Annotated in this window: 17 protein-coding genes and 1 pseudogene; 7 read left to right on the top strand and 11 right to left on the bottom strand. The window is 71.5% G+C overall.

From position 1 onward, the window contains the following. The 5 genes and pseudogenes from KBX08_RS20750 to nadA form a co-directional block, all read right to left on the bottom strand. Window positions 1–1,077 (bottom strand): annotated as a pseudogene (locus KBX08_RS20750) (hypothetical protein); the annotation flags it as partial. 383 nt (window positions 1,078–1,460) lie between these two features. After that, window positions 1,461–2,021 (bottom strand): helix-turn-helix domain-containing protein, encoded by a 561-nt coding sequence (locus KBX08_RS20745; protein ID WP_210785099.1) that lies wholly within the window; start codon window positions 2,019–2,021, stop codon window positions 1,461–1,463. 174 nt (window positions 2,022–2,195) lie between these two features. Further along, entirely contained in the window at window positions 2,196–2,789 is a 594-nt protein-coding gene (locus tag KBX08_RS20740; protein ID WP_091407492.1) for a DUF3043 domain-containing protein, read from the bottom strand. Window positions 2,790–2,901: 112 nt separating this feature from the next. After that, on the bottom strand, window positions 2,902–4,257 hold the full coding sequence (gene murA, locus KBX08_RS20735) for a UDP-N-acetylglucosamine 1-carboxyvinyltransferase (protein ID WP_110564159.1): 1,356 nt from the start codon (window positions 4,255–4,257) through the stop codon (window positions 2,902–2,904). A 212-nt stretch (window positions 4,258–4,469) separates the two neighbouring features. After that, window positions 4,470–5,669, bottom strand: a complete 1,200-nt coding sequence (gene nadA / locus KBX08_RS20730; protein WP_210785098.1) for a quinolinate synthase NadA — start codon at window positions 5,667–5,669, stop codon at window positions 4,470–4,472. 68 nt (window positions 5,670–5,737) lie between these two features. On the opposite strand from nadA, the gene KBX08_RS20725 reads away from it, so the two are divergent. The 3 genes from KBX08_RS20725 to KBX08_RS20715 all read left to right on the top strand — a co-directional run bounded on the left by KBX08_RS20725 (window position 5,738) and on the right by KBX08_RS20715 (window position 8,607). Continuing rightward, a complete protein-coding gene (locus tag KBX08_RS20725; protein ID WP_210785102.1) occupies window positions 5,738–6,877 on the top strand; it encodes a glycerate kinase in 1,140 nt (379 codons plus the stop codon). 181 nt (window positions 6,878–7,058) lie between these two features. Beyond that, window positions 7,059–7,427, top strand: coding sequence for an iron-sulfur cluster insertion protein ErpA (gene erpA, locus KBX08_RS20720; RefSeq protein ID WP_091407494.1), 369 nt, complete (start codon window positions 7,059–7,061; stop codon window positions 7,425–7,427). 199 nt (window positions 7,428–7,626) lie between these two features. Next, window positions 7,627–8,607 (top strand): carbohydrate kinase family protein, encoded by a 981-nt coding sequence (locus KBX08_RS20715; RefSeq protein WP_124820724.1) that lies wholly within the window; start codon window positions 7,627–7,629, stop codon window positions 8,605–8,607. Window positions 8,608–8,729: 122 nt separating this feature from the next. Here KBX08_RS20715 and KBX08_RS20710 read toward each other — a convergent pair whose 3' ends face one another. Beyond that, the gene (locus tag KBX08_RS20710) at window positions 8,730–8,963 is read right to left on the bottom strand and encodes a sulfurtransferase TusA family protein (RefSeq protein ID WP_091407500.1); all 234 of its coding nucleotides are present in this window, start codon (window positions 8,961–8,963) and stop codon (window positions 8,730–8,732) included. Then, the gene (locus KBX08_RS20705) at window positions 8,960–10,111 is read right to left on the bottom strand and encodes an aminotransferase class V-fold PLP-dependent enzyme (protein ID WP_210785097.1); all 1,152 of its coding nucleotides are present in this window, start codon (window positions 10,109–10,111) and stop codon (window positions 8,960–8,962) included. Before KBX08_RS20705 ends, KBX08_RS20710 begins: the two co-directional genes overlap by 4 nt. A gap of 230 nt (window positions 10,112–10,341) precedes the next feature. Here KBX08_RS20705 and coxB point away from each other — a divergent pair, with 230 nt between their 5' ends. Beyond that, window positions 10,342–11,313 (top strand): cytochrome c oxidase subunit II, encoded by a 972-nt coding sequence (gene coxB / locus KBX08_RS20700; RefSeq protein ID WP_210785096.1) that lies wholly within the window; start codon window positions 10,342–10,344, stop codon window positions 11,311–11,313. 9 nt (window positions 11,314–11,322) lie between these two features. Next, the gene (locus tag KBX08_RS20695) at window positions 11,323–11,748 is read left to right on the top strand and encodes a cytochrome c oxidase subunit 4 (protein ID WP_210785095.1); all 426 of its coding nucleotides are present in this window, start codon (window positions 11,323–11,325) and stop codon (window positions 11,746–11,748) included. 132 nt (window positions 11,749–11,880) lie between these two features. Here KBX08_RS20695 and KBX08_RS20690 read toward each other — a convergent pair whose 3' ends face one another. The 4 genes from KBX08_RS20690 to KBX08_RS20675 all read right to left on the bottom strand — a co-directional run bounded on the left by KBX08_RS20690 (window position 11,881) and on the right by KBX08_RS20675 (window position 14,797). Next, window positions 11,881–12,084 carry a hypothetical protein gene (locus KBX08_RS20690; protein WP_210785094.1) on the bottom strand — a complete coding sequence of 68 codons (204 nt, stop codon included), beginning with the start codon at window positions 12,082–12,084 and terminating at the stop codon, window positions 11,881–11,883. A gap of 155 nt (window positions 12,085–12,239) precedes the next feature. After that, entirely contained in the window at window positions 12,240–13,286 is a 1,047-nt protein-coding gene (gene trpD / locus KBX08_RS20685; RefSeq protein ID WP_210785093.1) for an anthranilate phosphoribosyltransferase, read from the bottom strand. A 91-nt stretch (window positions 13,287–13,377) separates the two neighbouring features. Next, entirely contained in the window at window positions 13,378–13,773 is a 396-nt protein-coding gene (locus KBX08_RS20680) for a hypothetical protein (RefSeq protein WP_091407513.1), read from the bottom strand. Window positions 13,774–13,876: 103 nt separating this feature from the next. After that, window positions 13,877–14,797 carry a cytochrome c oxidase assembly protein gene (locus tag KBX08_RS20675; protein WP_372494870.1) on the bottom strand — a complete coding sequence of 307 codons (921 nt, stop codon included), beginning with the start codon at window positions 14,795–14,797 and terminating at the stop codon, window positions 13,877–13,879. Window positions 14,798–14,905: 108 nt separating this feature from the next. Here KBX08_RS20675 and KBX08_RS20670 point away from each other — a divergent pair, with 108 nt between their 5' ends. Both KBX08_RS20670 and KBX08_RS20665 read left to right on the top strand, forming a co-directional pair. Then, window positions 14,906–15,505 (top strand): heme-copper oxidase subunit III, encoded by a 600-nt coding sequence (locus KBX08_RS20670; protein WP_112582810.1) that lies wholly within the window; start codon window positions 14,906–14,908, stop codon window positions 15,503–15,505. 70 nt (window positions 15,506–15,575) lie between these two features. Then, window positions 15,576–16,412: a cytochrome c gene (locus KBX08_RS20665; RefSeq protein WP_210785092.1), complete on the top strand. Its 837-nt coding sequence runs from the start codon at window positions 15,576–15,578 to the stop codon at window positions 16,410–16,412. Window positions 16,413–16,433 lie beyond the last annotated feature (21 nt).

Below are 16,433 nucleotides of genomic sequence, written 5' to 3'. Positions count from 1 at the left end.
CGGGCGGGTCGGCTCGCGGGGTCGCCGGTCCGGGTCCGCCTCGGCGCGGGCCGCCGCCTCACGGGGCTGCTGCCGGTGCGGCTCGGTGTCGGGCCGCCGCCGGTCGTCGTCGAGGCGCGGCTGGTCGGGCAGGTCCGACTCGGGGCGACGCCGCCGTCCACCGTTGGGTGAGGGCGCTGCGCCGTTCCCCTCGTCCGCGCGGTAACGCGGCTCCGGGCGGCGGAGGTCGTCGCCGGCCCGGTCCGGGTACCCGTCGGCGCGGTATCGCGTGCGGCCGTCCACGGGTGCCCACGGGTCGACCGCGTCGGCGATGCGACCGTCAGGGTCGCGGGTGGGTCGGACGCCGTACCCGTCGCCGGTGTGCCGCTCGTAACCGGCGGCCGGTCGTTCCGGTGTGCCGCGCCGACGTGGTGTGTCGTCCGGCTCGGACACCCAGCCAGGTTCGGGCCGGGGCGCGGGGGAGACCGGCGGAGAGCCCCGGTAACCCCGATCCCGCTCGGTGGGCTCCTGCCGGGGACGGCGGCTGTCGTACCGCTCGGGGGTGGGCTGGTCCCGGTGCCAGGCGGCCTCCCGCGCGGGCCCCCGCTCGTCGGCGGGGCGTCGGTCGGACCAGGCGGTACGTCGGTCCGACTCGGGCGAGCGGCGGTCGTCGCGGCGGGGTGGCTCCGGCAGCGGACGACGGTACGGCTCATGGTCGTAGTGGCGGGAGTCGGCGTTGTCGGGCCGGCCGTAGGCGGACGTGTCCGCCGAGCGCTCGTCGCCGCGGAGTCGGCCGTAGGCAGCTGCCTCACCCGGCTCGTCGTCCACCCAGGAACGGCCCTGAGGTGCGTGTTCCGCCGGTGGTTCGTCGGACCAGGACCGGCCGAGGTAGGTGCCGTCCGGACGGGTGGGCGCCAGCGGTGGCACCTCGGCGCGACCGGACACCGTCGCGCGGCCGCGCGGTGGCGGCTGGTGCGGCATGCCGATGTCGCCGGCGTAACGCTGGCCGGGGAACTGGGGGTGCCACTCGGTGGTCGGCTCGACCACCCAGGACGGTTCGTTCGGGTCTGACCACCGGTCGGTGTAGCGGCCGTTCATCCGTCGAGCCCGTCGCCGCACCCGGCCGCCGGGCCGATTCTCGCCGGGGGTGAGGTGTCCGCAGCCGCCGCCGGGTGACCGCTGGGCGTCCGGTCGCCGCCTGCCACGCCCCGGTGGCCGGCTCGCGTCCGCTCGCTCACGCGTTGTCACCTCGTTGCAAATTGTCGCGCTGGGGCCGCACATGCCGGTCAGATCGCCGCTCCGGCAGGCCGTGGCTGCGGATGGAGGGTAACGGCGTGGGCTCGCTCACCGCCACTGTGGTGCCGCCCACCGGCGCAAACGTTATCCCATTGGTTTCGGACATTTGGTCCTATAAGCGAATCTGGCCTCCGACCATACCGCACTCGAAGACCACCCGGCTGTGGCGGGATAGCCGTCCTCGTTCAGGGGTGTTCCATGATGAGGACGGCGAACGTACCGGGAGCGAGCGCCTCGTAACGGTGCGGGGCGTCGCCGGGGAACGTGGCGTAGTCGCCGGGTTCGAGTTCGACCGGTGCCGCCTCGGGCCCCACCCGCAGCCGGCCGGCGGCGACCACCACGTGCTCGATACTGCGCGGGGTGTGTCCCTGCCCGGCTCGGACCGCGCCGGGTTCGAGCCTGATCAGGTAGACGTCCCGGCGCAGGTGCGCCGCACCGGCGCTGAGCAGCGTTCCGCTGAAGTCGGCCTGCTCCGAGCGGACGTGCGGCCCGTCCCCGGCCCGGACGACCCGTACGCCGTCGTCGACGGGTTCCACCAGCCGGCTGAACGGCACACCGAGCGCGACGCCCAGCGCCCAGAGCGTCTCCACGCTCGGGTTTCCGGTGCCCGACTCCAGTTGAGAGAGGGTGGACTTGGCCACCCCCGCCCGGCGGGCCAGCTCGGTCAGCGAGATGCCGACCCGTTCCCGCTCCCGGCGCAGGGCGGCGGCGATGGTGGCCAGGGGGGCAGCAGGTTCCGAAGGCATGCCTTCGCTCCATTGGTCAAACGTTCGGTCTGTCGAACAACGACCGGTTCAGCATGCTGAACGCACGACAAGATCCGCGCAGTTACGGCGAAACTGCTGCCTCGGAGATGCCTGACGCAGCAGTTTCGCTGATGTTGCGCGGATCTTGGAGGTGCGGGAGCCGGAGCCCGGGGGTCAGACCTTGTCGCCCAGCTTGACCTGGGGCGCCGGAGCGCGCATCCGCCGGAAGGTGATCGACCGCATGACCGCGTAGAGGAAGAGCGAGCCCATCCGCTGGTCGGTCTTCGGGAAGCGCTCCCGGACCAACTTGCTGATCTTGCGGCAGATCAGCACCGAGTCGACGACCACACCCAGCGCCAGCGCGCCCCAGAGCACGTTGGAGATCAGCCGGACCAGCGGCGGCATTGCCGCGTTCGACCCGACCAGCACGATCAGCGCGCCGCCGAAGAACCAGGTGCCGACGGTACGCCGGGAGTCGACCACGTTGCGGGCCAGCAGCCGCTCCGGGCCCCGGTCGCGGGGGCCACCCTCGCGGCGGAACTCCGACGCCGCCTCGGCGCGCAGTTGACGGCGACGCTCCCGCTCCTCCTCCTTGGTGAGGGGACGCGTGGGGCCGGCCGGGCGACGGCCGACGGTCGGCCGCTTGGGCGTCTCCCGACCCTTGGCCGGGGTGTAACCCCGGGACCGCTCAGCGGTCTCCTCGGGGGTCACCGAGGTGACGGCCTCGTCGACGAGGTCGGTGGACTTGCGGCGAAAGAGCGACGGCACGCGGCAAGGGTAGCCAACGGTCCGCGCCCGGTGCACATCGCGGTACAACGGCCGACGGCTCCAGGTCGCAGCGCGACCCGGAGCCGTCGTATCCGAACGATGGTGACCGAGGTTACGGACGCTCGGCGTGCGCGCCCAGGTCGGCGAGCTTCGCCTCGAAGTCCTCGTAGCCCCGGTTGATCAGATCCACGCCGTACACCCGGGAGGTGCCCTCGGCCGCGAGTGCCGCGATCAGGTGGCTGAACCCGGCCCGCAGGTCCGGGATGACCAGGTCGGCGGCGTGCAGCTTGCTCGGCCCGGCGATCACCGCGGAGTGCTTGAAGTTACGCCGGCCGAAGCGGCACGGGGTGCCGCCGAGGCAGTCCCGGTAGACCTGGATGTTGGCGCCCATCGAGTTGAGGGCCTCGGTGTAGCCCAGCCGCTGCTCGTAGACCGTCTCGTGGACGATCGACAGGCCGCGGGCCTGGGTCAGCGCCACGACCAGCGGCTGCTGCCAGTCGGTCATGAAGCCGGGGTGCACGTCGGTCTCCAGCGCCACAGCGTTCAGCTCGCCACCCGGGTGCCAGAAGCGGATGCCGCCCTCTTGACCGGGGTCGCCCAGCTTCGGCGCGCGGGCGTCGGTGACCTCGTACTCGCCGCCGACCGAGCGGAAGATGTTCAGGAAGGTCATCATGTCGGCCTGCTGCGCGCCCAGCACCTCGACGTGACCACGGGTCGCCAGGGCGGCGGCCGCCCAGCTCGCCGCCTCGATCCGGTCCGGGATCGGCCGGTGGGTGTAGCCGTGCAGCTTGGGCACGCCCTGAATCTCGATCACCCGGTCGGTGTGGACCTTGATGATCGCGCCCATCTTCTGCAGGATGCAGATCAGGTCGATGATCTCCGGCTCCACGGCGGCGTTGCGCAGCTCGGTGACGCCCTCGGCCATCACGGCGGTCAGCAGCACCTGCTCGGTGGCGCCGACGCTCGGGTACGGCAGCGCGAACTTGGTGCCGTGCAGCCCGTTCGGCGCGGACAGGTGCAGACCCTCGGGCCGCTTCTCGACAGTGGCGCCGAACTCGCGCAGCGCCTGGAGGTGGAAGTCGATCGGGCGCGGGCCGATGTGGCAGCCACCCAGATCCGGGATGAACGCGTGCCCGAGGCGGTGCAGCAGCGGGCCGCAGAACAGGATCGGGATCCGGCTGGAACCGGCGTGCACGTTGATCTGGTCGGTGCTGGCGCTCTCCACGTTCGCCGGGTCGAAGACGAGCTCGCCGTCCTCGGTGCCGTCGGTGACCTTGACGCCGTGCAGGCCGAGCAGACCTCGCACCACCTCGACATCGCGGATCTTGGGCACGTCGAACAGCCGGCTCGGGCTGTCGCCGAGCAACGCGGCGACCATCGCCTTCGATACCAGGTTCTTCGCGCCGCGCACGCGGATCCGCCCTTCGAGCGGAGTACCTCCGTGCACAACCAGGACGTCGTCGGTCAACGCAACCTCCAGCGCGTCGGTGCTGCCGTGTTGATGGTGGGGCGCCTGAACGTTGTCGCTACCCCGGATGCGGCCATGTCGAAACGGCCCGCGTGTGTCGTCGCTTGGGCAGCATAGCCCTCGGTGACGAAAAAGGACTCGGTCACATCGGCGTGTGTGGCATTAATCGGTGATCCGGCACTTTTGCGTACCAAGAGCGCTACGGATCGTGATCAGGGCACCGTCGGCGGCGGAGTGTCCGCGCCGGGCAACGCGAGCATCTGATCAAGCGCCACCCGGGCGTGGTGCGCGGTGTCGGTGTCGACAGTGATCTGGTTGACGACCCGGCCCGCGACCAGCTCCTCCAGGGCCCAGACCAGGTGCGGCAGATCGATCCGGTTCATCGTCGAGCAGTAGCAGACGGCCTTGTCCAGGAACATGATCTGCTTGTCCGGGTGCGCCAGCGCGAGCCGGCGGACCAGGTTCAGCTCGGTGCCGAGCGCCCACGCCGAGCCGGCCGGAGCCGCCTCGATGGTCTTGATGATGTATTCGGTGGACCCGACGTAGTCGGAGGCCGTGACCACCTCGTGCCGGCACTCCGGGTGGACCAGGACGTTGACCCCGGGCACCCGCTCCCGTACGTCGTTGACGCTCTCCAGGGTGAACCGGCCGTGCACCGAGCAGTGCCCCCGCCACAGGATCATCTTGGCGTCGCGCAACTGCTCCGGCGTGAGCCCGCCACCGGGCTTGTGCGGGTCGTAGAGCACGCAGTCGTCCAGCGACAGGCCCATCTCCAGCACCGCGGTGTTGCGGCCCAGGTGCTGATCCGGCAGGAAGAGCACCTTCGACCCCTGCTCGAAGGCCCAGTCCAGGGCGCGCTTGGCGTTGGACGAGGTGCAGACCACGCCGCCGTTGCGGCCCACGAAACCCTTGATGTCGGCCGAGGAGTTCATGTACGTCACCGGCACGGTCTCGCCGGCGATGCCCAACTCGGTCAGCGTGTCCCAGGCGGCCTCGACCTGGCCCAGCACGGCCATGTCCGCCATCGAGCAACCCGCCGCGAGGTCCGGCAGGATCACCCGCTGGGTGTCGGTGGTGAGGATGTCGGCGCTCTCGGCCATGAAGTGCACGCCGCAGAAGACGATGTACTCCGCGTCCGGACGGGCCGCGGCCTCCCGGGCCAGCTTGAACGAGTCGCCCGTCACGTCGGCGAACTGGATCACCTCGTCGCGCTGGTAGTGGTGCCCCAGCACGAAGACCTTGCTGCCCAGCTTCGCCTTCGCGGCGGTGGCACGGGCCACCAGATCCGGATCGCTGGGCGCCGGCAGGTCGCCCGGACACTCGACGCCGCGCTCGGTGTCGGGGTCGCTGCCCCGGCCGAGCAGCAGCAGAGCCGTCGCCGTGTTGGAGGGTTCCACCCAGGTCGAAGTCACGTAGCCCATGGTCCCACAGCGCGAGCGCGACACAGCCTCGCTCGGTGTGGGCTGCCACACTGCTCGGCATGCGCGTGCTGCTCTGCCCGGACAAGTTCGCCGGCACCCTGTCCGCACCGGAGGTGGCCGCCGCCGTCGCCGCCGGTTGGCGCACCGTCACCGACGGAGACGATCTGCTGATCCGGCCCCTCGCGGACGGCGGACCGGGCTTCGTGGAGGTGCTCGCCGAGGCCCTCGGCGGCCGGCGGGTGCCGGTGTCGACCGTCGATCCGCTGGGCCGCCCGGCAGCCGGTGAGATCCTGCTCACCGCCGACGGCGCGACCGCCTACCTGGAGAGCGCACAGGCGTGCGGCCTGCACCTGCTCTCCGCGGCCGAGCGCGACCCGAAGACCACCACCTCGTACGGGCTGGGTCTGTTGGTGGCCGCCGCTGTGGAGAGCGGTGCCCGCGCTGTGGTGATCGGGCTGGGCGGCTCCGGCACCAACGACGGCGGCGCCGGAATGCTCGCCGCGCTGGGCGTGACCCCCCTCGACCAGGGCGGCGCCGCGCTGCCGTACGGCGGGGCGGCGCTCGCCGCGGTCGACGCGCTGGACGGCGCGGCCCGGCTGCGCGGCGTCCGGCTGGTCGCGGCCACCGACGTGGACAATCCCCTGCTCGGCCTGCACGGCGCCAGCAACGTGTTCGGCCCGCAGAAGGGCGCCGACCGGGCCGACGTTCTGCTGCTCGACGCCGCCCTGGAGCGGTTCGCGGCGGTGCTGGAACGGGATCTGGCCGGCTGCCCGGCGGGGCTCGGCTCGCTGCCCGGGGGCGGGGCCGCCGGTGGCATCGGCGCGGCGCTGCTCGCCCTGGGCGGCGACTGCGAGTCGGGGATCGGTCTGGTCACCCGGGCCACCCGACTCGACACCGCGCTGGACACCGCCGACCTGGTGATCACCGGTGAGGGGTCGTTCGACCACCAGTCGCTGCGCGGCAAGGTCGTCGCCGGGGTGGCCGGCGCCGCCCGTGACCGGGGAGTTCCCTGCGTGGTGGTGGCCGGGCAGGTGAGCACCGGCCGGCGGGAGGCCGCGTCGGCCGGGGTGACCGACGCGTACAGCCTGGTGGAGCACTTCGGCGGCGAGGAGGGCGGCGGGCTCGACGCGGCGCTGAGCCGGCCCGCGGAGGGGCTGCGCGAGCTGGGCGCCCGACTGGCCCGGCAGTGGAGCCGCTGAGCGTCCCGAGCGCCCGTGCGCCCGCCCCGACCGAGGGCCTACCTGCGGCGGGGGTCACGCCACGCGGGTGAGCCCGGCCGAGGCGGCGTACGATCGGCTGAGGACCACAACCGGGAATCACTGGACGACGCGCGACGTTGGCCAGTGCGTCCGGACCCAAACCGCGCAGGGAGACTTCCACGTGACCACGCCAGCGCAGACCGAGTCGACCGAGGCCAAGGCCCCTACTTCCGTCGTCCTCACCGACGTCGCGGCGCAGAAGGTCAAGGCCCTGATCGAGCAGGAGGGCCGCGACGACCTGCGGCTCCGCGTCGCCGTGCAGCCGGGCGGCTGCTCCGGCCTGCGGTACCAGCTCTTCTTCGACGAGCGTTCGCTCGACGGTGACGTCGTGACCGACTTCGGTGGTGTCGAGGTCGTCGTCGACCGGATGAGCGCCCCGTACCTTTCCGGCGCGACGATCGACTTCGCCGACCGGATCGACGCCCAGGGCTTCACCATCGACAACCCCAACGCGGGCAGCTCCTGCGCCTGCGGTGACTCGTTCAACTGAGTCACACCACACACCAGCGACGATGGGGCCGTTCTTCGGGACGGCCCCATCGCCGTACCGGTCGGCGGTCGCACCGGTCCGGGAGCGGTCCCGAAGGGGGCGGTGGCGGGCTGGTTGCCGTAGTCCGACCGAGCGGTGACCATCGCGTTGCCGTCCCGGTAGGCTGACCCGCGCCCTGCTCCCGACCCCGAGGGTTGACATGAAGATCGCCGTCACCGGCTCGATCGCCACCGATCACCTGATGAGCTTCCCCGGCCGCTTCGCCGACCAGCTCATCGCCGATCAACTGCACAAGGTGTCCCTCTCCTTCCTGGTGGACGACCTGGTGCTCCGCCGCGGCGGCGTGGCGGCGAACATCTCCTTCGGGATGGGTCAGCTCGGGCTGCGCCCGGTGCTGCTCGGTGCGGTCGGCGCCGACTTCGCCGACTACCGCTCCTGGCTCGAGCGCCACGGCGTGGACTGCGACTCGGTGCACATCAGCGAGGTGGCGCACACCGCCCGCTTCGTCTGCACCACCGACACCGACATGTGCCAGATCGCGTCGTTCTACGCCGGTGCGATGAGCGAGGCCCGCAACATCGAGCTGGCCCCGGTCGCCGACCGGCTCGGCGGTCTGGACCTGGTGCTGGTCGGCGCGAACGACCCCGAGGCGATGCTGCGGCACTCGGCCGAGTGCCGCACCCGCGGGTACGCCTTCGCCGCCGACCCGTCCCAGCAGCTCGCCCGGATGCCCGGCGAGGACGTGGTGGCGCTGATCGAAGGCGCCGAGTACCTGATGACCAACGACTACGAGAAGTCGCTGCTGCAGAGCAAGGCGCAGCTCAGCGACGACCAACTGCTGGACCTGGTCAAGGTGCGGGTCACCACGTTGGGCAAGCACGGTGTGGAGATCGCCGGGCGCGGCATCGACCCGATCCACGTACCGATCGCGCGGGAGATCCGCGCGGTCGATCCGACCGGTGTCGGCGACGGCTTCCGGGCCGGCTTCTTCACCGCGCTCTCCTGGGGTCTCGGCCTGGAACGCGCCGCCCAGGTCGGCTCGTTGCTGGCCACGCTGGTCCTGGAGACCGTCGGCACCCAGGAGTACGACGTCCGTCGCGACCTGTTCGTCAAGCGGCTCGCCGAGTCCTACGGCGACACCGCGGCGGAAGAGGTCCGCCCCCACCTCCTCCCGGCGTAGCCCTCACCCCCACTCCCGGCGATCTTGCACTTTCTGTCGCCGTCTCGCGGCTTCTGCACCCCTTTGTCCACGCAGAAACTGCAAGATCGCGGGGGTGGCCGGGGAGCGGGGCAGGGTTGGGGTTAGTGGGTGCGGCGTACGTCGTAGGCGGGGCCGTCTGGGCCGTTGACGGACCCTAGGAACTCCTGGCCGCGCATCCGGCACCAGGCGGGGATGTCGACCGCCGCCGCCGGGTCGTCGGCCAGCACCCGGACCACAGTGCCGACCGGCACCTCGGGCATCCGTCGCGCCGCCGCGATCACCGGCAGCGGGCAGCGTTGCCCCCGGCAGTCGATCACCTCGTCCGGCATCGTCACAGCCCCACCACCCCGGCCTCGGCGCGCAGCCCGGCGACGATCCCCGGCAGCTCGGTCAGGAACCGCTCCACGTCCGCCTCGGTCGTCTCCCGGTGCAGGCTGACCCGCACGTTGCCGTGCGAGAGCACCCCCATCGCCTCCAGCACGTGCGACGGACGCAACGTGGACGAGGTGCAGGACGAGCCGGACGACACGGCGAAGCCCCGCCGGTCCAGAGCGTGCAGCAACGCCTCCCCGTCGACGTACAGGCAGGAGAAGGTGACCAGGTGGGGGAGCCGGAGCACCGGGTCGCCGACCACCTCCACGTCGGGCACCTCCGCCGCTACCCGCTCCCGGACCCGGTCCACCAGGTCGGCCAACCGGGCCGCCTCGGCCGCCGCGTCGGCCGCCGCCGCGCGCAGGCTCGCCGCCGCCGCCACGACCGCGGGCAGGTTCACCACCCCGGGGGTACGTCCGCTCTCCCGCTCGTCGGCCGGCCAGGGTGACTCCCAGCGAGTGCCCTTCCGGACCGCCAGCAACCCCACTCCGGGTGGCCCGCCCCACTTGTGGGCGCTCGCCGTGAGCACCGACCAGCCGGCCGGCAGGGGCACCCGGCCCACCGACTGCGCCGCGTCCACGTACAGCGGCACACCCACGTCGGCGCAGGCCGCCGCCGCCTCGGCGACCGGCTGCACCGTCCCCACCTCGTGACTGGCGGTGATCAACGCGGCCAGTGCGACCCCCGGGGCCCGAACGGCGGTCGACCACGCGGTCAGGTCCAGCCGGCCCAACCGGTCGACCGGCACCGCGGCGGCCGTCCCGCCCGCGCCGACGTGCCGTTCCGCGGCGTGCAGCACCGCCGAGTGCTCGATCGCCGAGTGCACCAGCGTCGACCCGAACCGGCGCCGCCCCGCCAGACCGCCGAGCACCGCGCCGTGGGCCGCGGTCGTACCGCTGGGGGTGAAGGAGACCTCATCGGCGCGGACGCCGAGCGTCAGCGCGGTGGCCTCGCGGGCGGCGTCGAGCAGTTGCCGGGCCCGGCGGGCCTGCGTGTACAGCTTGCCCGGGTCGGCCCAGCCGTCGTCGAGCGCGGCCAGCAGAGCCTGCCGCGCGACCGGATGCATCGGCGCGGCGGTCGCCGCGTCCAGGTAGACCGGAGGTGCGCTCACAGACCTGCCTTCGTTCGCGGCCGCGGGGCTCGCAACCCCGGCTCACTCCTCGCGCTCACAGACCAAGAGGCTATCGCGGCGGTATGCCTAGGATCCCCCCGATGGGGGTCGGACAGTGACCCCACCACGGCCGAGTCCGTCATGGTCGAGTAATCTGCGACCGTCGGTGACGCCTTTGCCGCGGGTGCTGAGGAAAGACGCACCGCGGCGCGCTAGGGAGGCAGGACCAGGTGGTCGCAAGGAGTTCGGAGGTACGGCCGTCGGCCGTACGGCACAGCGCTTCCCCAGGGGTTGGTGGACGCCGGGGGCGTGGTGCTGGTCGCCTGGCTGGGCTCGGTCTCGGTGGCGTGGCGTTGCTGGTTCTGCTCACGGGCTGTGACGTGGGTCAGACGTTCCACGGCTTCGGCTGGCCGCAGGGCGGCATCTCGCCGGAGTCCAAGCGGATGTACGACCTGTGGATCGCCTCCTGCATCGCCGCGCTCGCGGTCGGCGTCTTCGTGTGGGGCCTGATCTTCTGGTGCGTCGTGCGGTACCGCAAGCGTGGCAACGCGCTGCCGGTGCAGACCCGCTACAACATGCCGATGGAGTTCCTCTACACCATCGCGCCGATCCTGATCGTCTCCGTGCTCTTCTACTACACGGCGATCGTGCAGACCGACGTCGACAAGTTGTCGAAGAACCCGGACGTCACCGTCGAGGTCGTCGCGTTCAAGTGGAACTGGCAGTTCAACTACCGGGACGGCCAGGGTACGGAAGCCACCACCACCGCGTCGACGCTCGGCACCAGCGAGGTCATCCCGGTGCTGGTGCTGCCGACCAACCGGTCCATCCGGTTCGAGGAGACCAGCCGCGACGTCATCCACTCGTTCTGGGTGCCGGAGCTGCTCTTCAAGCGGGACGTCATGCCGGGCAAGATCCGCAACGTGTTCGAGGTTTCGAGCCTGGACGCCGAGGGTGCCTACGTCGGGCGTTGCGCCGAACTGTGCGGCAGCTACCACGCGTTCATGAACTTCGAGCTGCGGGTGGTCTCGCCGGAGAAGTACGACCAGTTCCTGGCGGCCAAGCAGAGCGGCAAGTCCACCCAGGACGCGCTGTCCGCGATCGGTGAGCAGCCGTACGCGACGACCACGCAGCCGTTCGACACGCGGCGGACGCAGGACAACTTCAACCCGGACGACGTTCCGGCCCGCACGGGAAGCTGAGGCAGCCGCATGAAGACCGAGTGGCGTATCTTCCTGATCATCGCCGGGTTCCTCCTCGGTGCCACCATCCTCTACGGCGCCTGGACGCAGGGGGAGTCGGGCGGCGTCGAGTGGGTCGGCACCATCGCCCTGCTGCTGTCGTTCCTGCTCTGCTCGATGTGCGGTGGTTTCTTCTGGTTCGTCTCCCGCCGCATCGACCTGCGCCCGGAGGACCGCCCGGACGCTGAGATCGCCGACGGCGCCGGTGAGGTCGGCTTCTTCAGCCCGGGCAGCTACTGGCCGTTCGGTCTGGCGCTGGCCGCCGCGATCGCCGCGCTCGGCATGGTGTTCTGGCAGTACTGGCTGATCGGCGCCGGCCTGCTGGCCGTCGTCTTCTCCGCCTGTGGGCTCCTGTTCGAGTACTACAGCGGCACCCGGCGTACCGCCGAGCACTGATCCACCCGGTCGCCGTCGCGACCGACCCGGCACGACCAAGGCCCGTTCCCCGAGTGGGGGAGCGGGCCTTCGGTCATGTTCCACCCCCGCCTCGGGTGGCCCGGGCGGTGCTGCGGTCGGGCGGTGCTGTGGTCAGGCGGCGCGGCGGCGGGCGGGCTGGCGGCGGCGGGCGGCCAGCAGGGTGACCGGGAAGGCGAACGTGCCGACCACCACGGCGGCGCCGCAGTCGGTGCAGATCAGCTCTGGACAGTCGGTGCCGTGGCTGTCGACGCAGGGCGGCGCCTCGAACAGCGCCACGCCCTCGCAGACGTCGCAGTAGAGCTCGCGATGCGACACGGGCGTCTCCTCTCGGATACCAGGCGGACCGCCCCCGGATGCGACAGTGACGCACCGACGGCAGCAGAGAACTACTCAGCTGTAGTTTCCCAGACGGGTCCGACAAATCTCCGCGCACGGTCGCCCACTCATCGGCGTCCGCGGCGGTGGTGAGGTCAGGCGGCGCTGGCGGTCTCGATCCAGCGGTCCAGGGTCGCGGCGGCCGCGCCGGAGTCGATCGACTCGGCGGCACGGGCCAGGCCGGCGCGGAGCGCCTCGGTCAGGTCGCCGTCCAGCGGGCCCTGGGTGGCCAGCGCCGCCGCCGCGTTGACCAGCACCGCGTCCCGGACCGGGCCCGTCTCGCCGGCCAGCAGGCGACGGGCCACGCCCGCGTTGTACGCGGCGTCACCGCCCCGCAGGTCAGCGAGGGTGGACCGGGGTACCCTCAGGTCGGTCGCGTCCAGCACGACCTCGCGTACGGTGCCGCCCTGGGCCGCCCAGATCCTGGTCGGCGCGGCCGTGGTGAACTCGTCCAGCCCGTCCTCGCCGCGCATCACGATCGCCGAGTCGCCACGGGCCGCGAACACGCTGGCCATCACCGGGGCCATCCGCAGGTCGAAGCAGCCGACCGCGCCGGCCCGAGGGCGGGCCGGGTTGGTCAGTGGGCCGAGGAAGTTGAAGAAGGTGGGCACGCCCACCTCGCGGCGGACCGGGCCGGCGTGCCGCATCCCAGGGTGGAAGCGGGCCGCGAAGCAGAACCCGATGCCGGCTTCCTCCACACAGCGGGCAACCTGCTCCGGGCCGAGATCCAGCGGGATGCCGAGGAACTCCAGCAGGTCGGCGGTGCCGCACAGGGAGGAGGCGGCCCGGTTGCCGTGCTTCACCACACGAACGCCCGTGCCGGCGACCACCAGCGCCGTCATCGTGGAGATGTTCACCGTGTGGGCGAGGTCACCGCCGGTGCCGACCACGTCGAGCGCGGTGCGGCGCAGCTCCTCGGGGAGCGTCACCGGGACCGCGCGACCGAGCATCGCCTGCACCAGGCCGGCCAGCTCCGCGGGGGTCTCCCCCTTGGCCCGCAGCGCCACGGCGAAGGCGGCGATCTGCGCCGCGCTCGCCGAACCGGTCATGATCTCGTCCATCGCCCAGGCGGTGTCGGCGGTGGAGAGTTCGTCACCGCGCAGCAGCGCGTTGAGCAGGTGCGGCCAGGTCCGATCGCCCATGGCGGGCCTCCCGAGCATGCGAAGTGCGGGTGGGCTGGAACCGGCGCCGAGGAGATCCGGCGCCGTGGGGGTGCCGGAGGAGCGTGGGACGTCAGGCGGGTGCGTGCGTCCGCAGCAACTCGGCCACCGTGCCGCCGGTGGTCACCGGGTCGAGCGGGTGCACCAGCGTCGCGTCGACCTCGGCGTACGCGGCGAGCCATCGGTCGGCGGCGCGGGCGATCACCAGGCAGGTCGGGGGAGCGTCGTCGCGGTCGTCCTTGACCTGGCGGGCGATGCCGATGCCGCCGCCCGGGCTCGCCTCACCGTCGAGCAGCAGCAGGTCGATCTCGTAGTCGTCGACCAGCCGGATCGTCTCCGCGTAGGTCGACGCCTCGACGAACTCGATCTGCAGACCGGGAGCGGGCCGGGTGCCGACGGCCATCCGCATCCGATCACGGACCTGCGGGTCGTCGCTGTAGAGCAACACGGTGCAAAGACGATCGGTCATGCCGGAACTCCCACCTCGTAGCTGCCCGCAGATCGTACCGGTCGGCGTGACGTAGCCGACATCCCGCCCGGCGTCGCGGGTCGGGGCGTACCGTCCGGGCAGCTCAGGCCGGCGCGGCGTCGGCGGCGCGTTCGCGGGCCTCCTGGCGGTCCAGCTCGCGGTCCACCCGGCGGGCCTCCCGCTCGGACTGCTTGACCCACTGCACCACCAGCACCGCGAGCATGGTCACACTGACGAACTCGCCACCGGCCCAGAGGATGCCGCCGGCGACCACCTGGTCCTGCCACGGGTCGACCCAACCGAGGTTGAGCGACGGGTACCAGTCCCCGCCGAAGAGCGTGCTGCTCTGCATGATGGTGAGGCCGAGCACTGTGTGGAACGGCACGGAGAGCAGCATCAGCAGCGCACGCGCCGGGTACGGCCAGCGGCCGGGCAGCGGGTCGAGGCCGAGCAGCGGCCAGAAGAACACGCAGCCGGTCATGATGAAGTGCGCGTGCACCAGCTCGTGCGCCCAGGCGTGTTCGAGGGTGTAGCGGTACAGGTCACTGAAGTACAGCACGAACGGGTTGACCACGAAGATGGCGAACGCCACCAGCGGGAAGCTGTAGACCCGGGCGACGCGGCTGTGCACGATCGCGAGCAGGCGCTTGCGTGGCCCGACCGGCAGGGTCCGCAGGGCCAGGGTCATCGGCGCGCCCAGCGCCAGGAAGATCGGCGCCACCATGGACAGCACCATGTGCTGGATCATGTGCACGGACAGCAGCGCGGTGTCGTACGCGTGCAGCCCACTGACCGTGACGAGCGCGATGCCGCCCAGGCCGGGGCCGAGGAAGAACACGGTACGGGCGATCGGCCAGCGGTCGCCCCGCAGGCGCAGCCGGTACACCCCGTAGAGGTACAGGCCGGCGGCGAGCACCAGGCCGAGGGCCAGCCAGCTGTCCAGCCGGGTCTCGGTCAGCACCGCGCCGACGGTGAACGGCGGCGGGGCCGAGGTGGCGGCGAAGATCGGATCGACGTGCAGCACGCTTTTCAGGCTAGGCCAGGTGAACCGGACCCTGACGCTCGGGCCACGGAAGGCGCGGGTTTGCCACCCCGCTGATCGGCGGCCCCGGTCAGGGGCAATAATGACGGCGTGACTGCGGCCCCAGCCATTGACAAGAGCCGGATCCACTCTCTGACCCGACCAAACATGGTCAGCGTCGGGACGATCGTGTGGCTCTCCAGCGAACTCATGTTCTTCGCGGCGCTGTTCGCGATGTACTTCTCCATCCGCGCGGCTGCGCCGGAGCAGTGGGAGAAGCACACCGAGGCGCTGAACATCCCGTACGCGACCACCTTCACGGTGATCCTGGTGCTGTCCTCGGTGACGTGCCAGCTCGGCGTCTTCGCGGCGGAGAAGGGTGACGTGCACGCGCTGCGGCGCTGGTTCACCGTCACCTTCGTGATGGGCCTGATCTTCGTCCTCGGCCAGCTGAACGAGTACCGGCACCTGGTCGCCGACGGCATCAAGATCAACGAAGACGGGTACGGGTCGGTGTTCTACCTGACCACCGGCTTCCACGGCCTGCACGTGACCGGTGGTCTGATCGCCTTCATCATTTTCATGGTCCGTACGACCATGGGCCGGTTCACTCCGGCGCAGGCGACGTCGGCGATCGTCGTGTCGTACTACTGGCACTTCGTCGACGTCGTGTGGATCGGGCTGTACGCCATGATCTACTGGCTCCAGTGATCTTGCGCGTCACATTCCGCGCTGCTGCTCCGTCCCCTGAGACAGGTCCAACCGGTTAAGGACACCGCTCATGACTTCTGACAACGACCGCCGACGCGGTCTGCTCGCGCGGTTGCGTGAGCGGCCCGCCGCGCGCAGCAGGGGCCGCCGCCGGCTGGGCGCCGCGGTCCGGCTGATCGCCGCGCTGATGCTCGCCGGTGGCGCGTACACCGTCTTCGCCCCGGGCGCCCAGGCGCAGGACAACCCGCAGCTGACCGGCGCCGCCGCCGAGGGCAAGGCGCTGTTCGACGTGAGCTGCGTGACCTGCCACGGCCGCAACGCCCAGGGTGTCGAGGGCCGCGGGCCGAGCCTGATCGGCGTCGGCGCGGCATCGGTCGAGTTCCAGGTCAGCTCCGGGCGGATGCCGATGGCCCGCCAGGAGGCCCAGGCGCACCGCAAGCCCCCGGTCTTCACCGACGAGCAGACCCGTCAGCTGGCCCAGTACATCCAGGAGCTTGGCGGCGGCCCGGTCGTGCCCGAGGGCGACGACCTCCGCGAGGACGGCAACATCGCCTCCGGCGGTGAGCTGTTCCGGATCAACTGCTCGCAGTGCCACGCGTTCGGTGGTGGCGGCGGTGCGCTCTCCTCGGGCAAGTTCGCCCCGAGCCTGCACCCCGCGACCGACCGCCAGATCTACGCGGCGATGCTGAGTGGCCCGCAGAACATGCCGGTGTTCGGCGACAACCAGCTCCGGCCGGAGCAGAAGGCCGACATCATCGCCTACATCCAGGAGACGCTGAAGCACGACCAGGACCCGGGTGGGTTCAACCTCGGACGGTACGGCCCGTCCACCGAGGGCCTGGCGATCTTCCTGGTTGGCATCGTGGCGCTCGTCTTCGCTAGCCTGTGGATTGCGGGTAAGTCGTGATCGAGCAGGCCATCCGATTCA

Source organism: Micromonospora sp. H61 (assembly GCF_018070325.1).
GTDB classification, from domain to species: domain Bacteria; phylum Actinomycetota; class Actinomycetes; order Mycobacteriales; family Micromonosporaceae; genus Micromonospora; species Micromonospora salmantinae.
This window is presented reverse-complemented; position numbering and strand designations above follow the sequence as displayed.